The sequence below is a fragment of the Pedobacter sp. GW460-11-11-14-TSB4 genome (assembly GCF_059423705.1).
Map to the genome: position 1 here is coordinate 50,316 of NZ_JBWKYI010000031.1, position 6,547 is coordinate 56,862.

Here is a 6,547-nt window from a genome sequence, read left to right on the forward strand (position 1 = left end):
ACGGCGTAAATAATTTTATAGCAGTTTGTTTTAACATCGCGATTAGGCAACACCCCAAAATAGAATTTGTTTGTCGGCAGAAATACTTTTGTTGCTGATTAATTTATTAAACATCAAATTTCTTACGTTTCAGTACGAAGTTCGATCCAAGATAAACTTTTCTTACCATTTCGTTCTCTGCTAACACCTCCGGAACACCCTGTTCTAAAATTTTACCTTCAAAAAGCAGATAGGCCCTATCGGTAATGGAAAGTGTTTCCTGTACGTTGTGATCGGTAATTAAGATGCCTATATTTTTATGTTTTAGTTTGGCAACAATACTTTGAATTTCCTCCACCGCAATCGGATCTACCCCGGCAAAAGGTTCATCCAATAAAATAAAATTAGGATTTGCAGCTAAAGCACGGGCAATTTCGGTACGGCGGCGTTCACCTCCTGATAATAAATCACCACGGTTTTTACGTACTTTATGCAAACTAAACTCATTAATCAGCTCTTCGAGTTTATCTCGCTGCTCCTCCTTGCTCATATTACTCATTTCCAAAATGGCCAGAATATTATCCTCAACGGTAAGTTTTCTAAAAACCGATGCTTCCTGAGCCAGATAGCCGATGCCTTTTTGCGCCCTGCGGTACATCGGATCTTCGGTAATATCTTCATCCTCTAAAAATATACGCCCCTCATTTGGTTTGATCAGACCTACAATCATGTAAAATGAAGTGGTTTTCCCGGCCCCATTGGGACCTAAAAGGCCAACAATTTCTCCCTGGCTTACATTGAAGGAAACATTATTTACAACGGTACGCTGTTTATATTTTTTAACGAGATTTTCGGCTCTTAATATCATAATTGATCTATCCGTCATCCTGAATTTATTTCAGGATCTTAAAAATTAGATGCTGAATCAAGTTCAGCATGACGATTTATTTTATAGTTAATTAACTTTTATTCCTTTAATATTTAACTGCAAGCGTTTTTTATCTCTCCACACGTTTTCTTCTAACGTATAACAAACCGAAAATGGCACTTTTGGTTGTAAAAGATTTTCAAATTCTGCCAGCCCAAATGCAATGCCTTCAAAAATAGGCGAATTTTGTTGTTTTATATTAATTTTTAAATGATTTGCACCAACAGCCATGGCATGCTGTGCGAGATATACGTTATGGGTAACAAATATTGGCGCCATATTTTCGGGTCCAAAGGGTCCCATTTGCGATAAAACGCGATAGAATTTACCATCAATCTGCGCCAGCTCAATTTCAGCATCAATCCTGATCATCGGCGTAAGCAGTTCTTCCGTGATACTAGCCGATACTATTTCTTCAAATTTATCCGCAAAAGCATCAACATTATGTTGCTGCATGGTTAAACCTGCTGCAAATTTATGTCCGCCGTATTGATCCAATAAATCGGCACAACCACTTAAAGCTTCATATAAATCGAAACCCACTACCGACCGGCAAGAACCTGCTACATGTCCGTTAGATTTCGTGAGTACAATTGTTGGGCGATAATATTTTTCAGTTAAACGCGAAGCTACGATTCCGATTACTCCTTTATGCCAGTTTTCGTTAAATACAACGGTCGTTTTTTTATTGATTAAAATATCACTTTCGCCAATTAAAGCCAGCGCCTCGCGGGTAATGTCCTGATCGTAAGTTTTACGCTCCGTATTTTTAAGGTTGATCAGTTCACTTTGCTCTAATGCATTACTATCTACCTGGCAAAGCAACATGGCTACCGCATGTTTCGCATGGTCTATTCTTCCGGCGGCATTAATGCGCGGACCTAAGGTAAAAACCACATCAGTAATGCTGTAATTTTCGGTTTTGCCCGAAACTTCCATCAGGGCGCGTAACCCTTCGCATGGATTGGTATTTAATTTTCTTAAGCCGTAATAAGCTAAAATCCTGTTCTCGCCCACTACCGGAACAATATCAGCCGCGATGCTTACCATCACTAAATCTAAATATTGCAGGTAGGTTTCTTTCGGAAGCTGATGTTTTTGTGCATAAGCCTGCGCAAGTTTAAAACCAATACCGCAGCCTGCAAGTTCTTTAAAAGGATATTCGCAATCTGAACGTTTAGGATCTAAAACAGCAATGGCCTGCGGCAATTCATCTCCAGGCAAATGGTGGTCACAGATAATGAAATCGACACCTAAAGTATTGGCGTAATCAATTTTATCGATAGATTTTATACCGCAATCTAATGCGATGATCAGCGAGAATCCATTTTCACTTGCATAATCAATCCCGGCCGTAGAAATCCCATAACCTTCCAAATATCGGTCAGGAATGTAATATTCTATATTTTTGGTGAGCTGAGAGAAAAAACTGAAGGCTAGTGCAACCGAGGTGGTACCATCTACATCATAATCGCCATAGATTAGTATTTTCTCCTGGGCAGCCAATGCAGCTTCAATTCGGGCAACAGCAACATCCATGTCCTTCATCATAAAAGGATCGTGCAGATGATTAAGATCTGGCCTAAAGAAATCTTTCGCCTGATCGAAATCACAGATATTACGCTGTACAAGTATTTGCGCAAGCGAGCGATCTATATTAAGTTGTTCTGCTATTTTTGTTACCGCAGCATCATTACAATCTGATGCCAGCACCCATCTTTTTTCCATTTATTCTGTCTCCGAACAGTAAATATACATTTTAATTGGATATGATGTTGGCATTCTTTGACAGGATGGTGAACAAAACCTTCAAAAACAAAATGTTACATTTTACTTCGAATTTCCGGGGTAAGCCTGATAAAGCTTTATCAAATGTGCTTTCTGATCGGCATATTTGACATCATCAATTAAGTTTACACGCTCTGCCGGATCCCAAGATAAATTGTACAGCTCAGTCAGTTCTTTATCGTCTTTTTTCGTAATCCTCAGTTTCCAGTCCCCATCTTTTACCCCTTCTAAAACGTAATTATGGTAGTAGATGGGGCGGTGCGGTTTATTATAGTCCTTATTGGTAAGCAGAGCTGAAACCGACTCACCATCGTATACTTTTTGGGGTAATTTACTTTTGGTCCAATCGGCTAGTGTAGGGAAAACATCTAAATTTGAAATGGGTTTGGTTAACTGGGTATTGCTAAGGGTATGGCCTTTCCAGTACACAATAAAAGGAACGCGGTGCCCACCCTCGTAAGATATACCTTTGGAACCTCTAAAAACGCCGGCTGAACCCACGTGGTAAAACCTGGTAAAACCATCGTCGTACATGCGTTGTGGCGCATTAATCCAGGGACCATTATCGCTCGTGAAGATAAAAATGGTATTGTCGGCTTGACCGGAAGCGACCACTTGTTTCCATATGGCAGCTAAACCTGCATCCATATCTTCGATCACATCACCCAGTTCGCCACCTGCGGAAGGGCTCTTCCTACTTTTCTGTGCGGCAAAAGCTACGGGTAAATGTGGCATATTTTGCGCCAGGTAAAGAAAAAATGGCTTTTTGGCTGCAGCACTTTGTTTAATAAACTTAATCGATTCCCTGGTGTAAGAACTCGTTAAAATACTATCATGAGGTTTGTAAATCTCTGGTTTATTATTTCTAAAAATCTTGATTGTGGTATCGGTTTTAACATAAGGAGCCCTGTAATCGTGGCTATACAACAGGCCATAAAATTCATCAAAGCCTTTTTTATTTGGTAATGAAACACCATGATCGCCCAAATGCCATTTCCCCACTAAAGCAGTGGCATAACCCGATTGTTTAAGCATCTGCGCAATGGTAACTTCATCTTCAGGTATTCCACGTTTATCACCCGGACCAATTGGCCACGGCAAATCCATCCTGCTGCAATATCTTCCTGTAAGCAACGATGCCCTCGATGGTGTACAGGTTGGTGAAGTAGTAACAAAGTTGGTGGCTTTTATTCCTTTAGCGGCCATTCCATCTAAAAACGGCGTTTTAATCAGTGGACTTCCATAACACGAAATATCAGCATAGCCCATATCATCGGCCAATACAATAATTACATTTGGTTTTTGCTGTGCTTTTAACTGTGTAGAAAAACTGATCGCCAGCAGAAGAATTAAGATTCGAAAATTCATGCCTGAAATTTAAGCATCATATTTTACAAAAAAAGGAAGTATCCAAGCTTTTACCAAAACAATACTCAAGTTTAGATTATTACCTTTGTAGAAACATTAAAGATCGATATTTTGCAAGTTCACACCCTATTCGAAGGTACCTATTCTGTTGATGCAACAAAGAAATTTGTTCCTTTCGACCCAGCCATACATCATTTTAAAGACAGACCCGCATCGCTATTTATTAACGTTCAGCCTTTTTTAGTTGAACTGAACAATGACCTTGTTCTTTTTGACACAGGTTTAGGATTTAGTGATGACCATGGCGAACTCATTTTACACAAAAACATCCGTAATGCAGGTTTCGATCCTACTGATGTAACCAAGGTATTAATGTCGCACTTACATTACGATCACTCTGGCGGTATGATCCATAAACAGGGGAACGATAAAGTGGAACTTAGCTTTCCTGATGCAGAGTATGTAATAAACCGTGGCGAATGGGAAACTGCTTTTAGCAGTACCTCATCTTCTTATCATACCGATATTTTCGATTTTGTTCAGCGTAACGCACAATTAAAATTTGTAGAAGGCGATGGCGCATTGGATGAAACCATTGCTTACGAATTTACTGGCGCCCACTGCCCAAATCACCAGGTTTTCCTTTTAACTGAAGGCAAACAAAAAGTATTTTTTGGAGGCGATGTTTTGCCAGAACCTGAAGAACTGGTTAAAAATTTTATTGCCAAATACGATTTCGATGGCCGCAAGGCGATGGAATTACGCAAAGAATTTGGTAAAAGAGCTGCTGAAGAAAACTGGGAATGTTTATTTTACCATGGCAAAAGTGCCGCAACCGGCTTTGTAGATGCCGTTGAGGGTGGATTTAGGATAAGGTAGGTTTAGGGTTTAGGGTTTAGGGTTTAGGGTTTAGGTGAAACAGACCTATAGTGGATTTAGTATCAGTTGAGGCTAAGCCAGCAATTTATTATTTTCCTTTTATTGCCTATAATTTCATTGTTGCCTGCTTCAAGCTGGCACATTACAAAAAAGGTCCCGATGAACATCGAGACCTTTTGCTTTTCAAGCCCTCCCATTAAAGAAGGGGTTGGTTGGATTATTTTTTTGCTACTAATTTCACAGCTAATTCGAAGTTATCATCAATTGCTTTGTCGCCAATGCTATCGAAGAATGATTTAGAACCGTAACGGATATCATATTTAGTTCTGTCAACAGTGATTTTTCCGGCTAAAGCAGAAACAGTACCATCTGCATTTACAGTTACAGTTGCAGGAAAGCTTAATGGTTTAGTAATGCCTTTGATGGTTAAGTTACCTGTTACGGTTAGGTTTGCACCTGAACCAGCCACTTTAGTAATTACAAAAGTTGAAGTTGGGAATTTAGCAGCACCGAAGAAATCATCTGCTTTTAAGTGACCTTCTAATTTAGCACTACCATCGGCATCTTTGATAGAGTTCATATCGATAGTAAAAGTACCACCAGTTACATTTTTACCATTAACGGCTAAAGTACCTGATTGTAATGCGATTGTTCCATTGTGAGAACCTGTTACTTTTTTACCGATCCAGGTAATGGTCGATTTTGCTGCATCTACAGTATAAGTTACTGGTTTAATAGGGTTTTTAAAAGCTGACAATGCTACAACTGCCACTAATAAAAAAATTGAGCTAATTTTTAATTTCATTTTCTGGTTTTTTATAATTTGATACAAATATAGATTAACACCCGATCTCCTGTTGTTGACCTATGTTAAGTTTTTTCAAAAATAATCGGATTTATTTAAAATCATTCTATTGACTGCACAATTATAGCAATGGTTTAATTTGTTTACTTTTTTATGTGAATATAGAAAGGTAGAAGGCCGAAGGCTTAAGGTAGAGGGTTTCCTTGGCATCGCCTAAAAAATGCAAACATGTACTATCTGCCTATCATGCTCAATTTTATTCTATACTGTTCATAGAAAAAATAATCTTCTATATTTGGAAAACAATATCAGACGCTCATGAAAAATAAAATTTATACCTCATTATATTTATTCAGCTTATTATTCATTGCAACAAGCTGTAATTTCAACAGTGCTTATTTAAACCGCGAAGAAGATAAAAAAGAAGGGGAGAAAGTAGCCGATCAATTTTACGCGCTACTTCAGCAAAAAGATTTGAAAAAATTAAGTCCGATCCTGAGCAATCAATTTAAAGCAGTAACCAGTACACAAAAGTTACATGACTATTTAATCGGAACTATAAACAAGTTAGGCGAAATAAAAAGTAAAAAATTAGATCACTGGGAAACGAAAGTAATCAGAGGCTCAAATCCATCTGCCAATTATGTGCTATATTATGTTGTAGAAAGGGCAAAATTTCAGGCAAAAGAAACCGTTACCTTAACCGCAGAAAACGATCAGATTAAAGTTTTAGGCTACAATGTTAATTCTGAAGGTTTATTTAAATAGGAAGTATTTTATAACCCTAACAACATTTATTA

The 6,547-nt window shown here is 38.3% G+C and carries 6 protein-coding genes; 2 read left to right on the top strand and 4 right to left on the bottom strand.

Going from position 1 to position 6,547, the window contains the following annotated elements; all coding sequences use genetic code 11:
• Positions 1-106: 106 nt before the first annotated feature.
• From lptB to AC07YT_RS21710, 3 genes are all read right to left on the bottom strand, one after another.
• On the bottom strand, positions 107-847 hold the full coding sequence (gene lptB, locus AC07YT_RS21700) for an LPS export ABC transporter ATP-binding protein (protein WP_086549508.1): 741 nt from the start codon (positions 845-847) through the stop codon (positions 107-109).
• 87 nt (positions 848-934) lie between these two features.
• Complete coding sequence (gene recJ, locus AC07YT_RS21705; protein ID WP_086549168.1) at positions 935-2,635, bottom strand: single-stranded-DNA-specific exonuclease RecJ; 1,701 nt, start codon at positions 2,633-2,635, stop codon at positions 935-937.
• Between the two features lie 102 nt (positions 2,636-2,737).
• On the bottom strand, positions 2,738-4,063 hold the full coding sequence (locus tag AC07YT_RS21710) for a sulfatase-like hydrolase/transferase (protein ID WP_086549167.1): 1,326 nt from the start codon (positions 4,061-4,063) through the stop codon (positions 2,738-2,740).
• A 111-nt stretch (positions 4,064-4,174) separates the two neighbouring features.
• Here AC07YT_RS21710 and AC07YT_RS21715 point away from each other — a divergent pair, with 111 nt between their 5' ends.
• The gene (locus AC07YT_RS21715) at positions 4,175-4,942 is read left to right on the top strand and encodes an MBL fold metallo-hydrolase (RefSeq protein WP_494945520.1); all 768 of its coding nucleotides are present in this window, start codon (positions 4,175-4,177) and stop codon (positions 4,940-4,942) included.
• Positions 4,943-5,159: 217 nt separating this feature from the next.
• Here AC07YT_RS21715 and AC07YT_RS21720 read toward each other — a convergent pair whose 3' ends face one another.
• On the bottom strand, positions 5,160-5,747 hold the full coding sequence (locus AC07YT_RS21720) for a YceI family protein (RefSeq protein WP_086549165.1): 588 nt from the start codon (positions 5,745-5,747) through the stop codon (positions 5,160-5,162).
• Positions 5,748-6,065: 318 nt separating this feature from the next.
• Between AC07YT_RS21720 and AC07YT_RS21725 the strand changes: the two genes are divergently transcribed.
• A complete protein-coding gene (locus tag AC07YT_RS21725) occupies positions 6,066-6,515 on the top strand; it encodes a hypothetical protein (protein ID WP_086549164.1) in 450 nt (149 codons plus the stop codon).
• Positions 6,516-6,547: the final 32 nt, after the last annotated feature.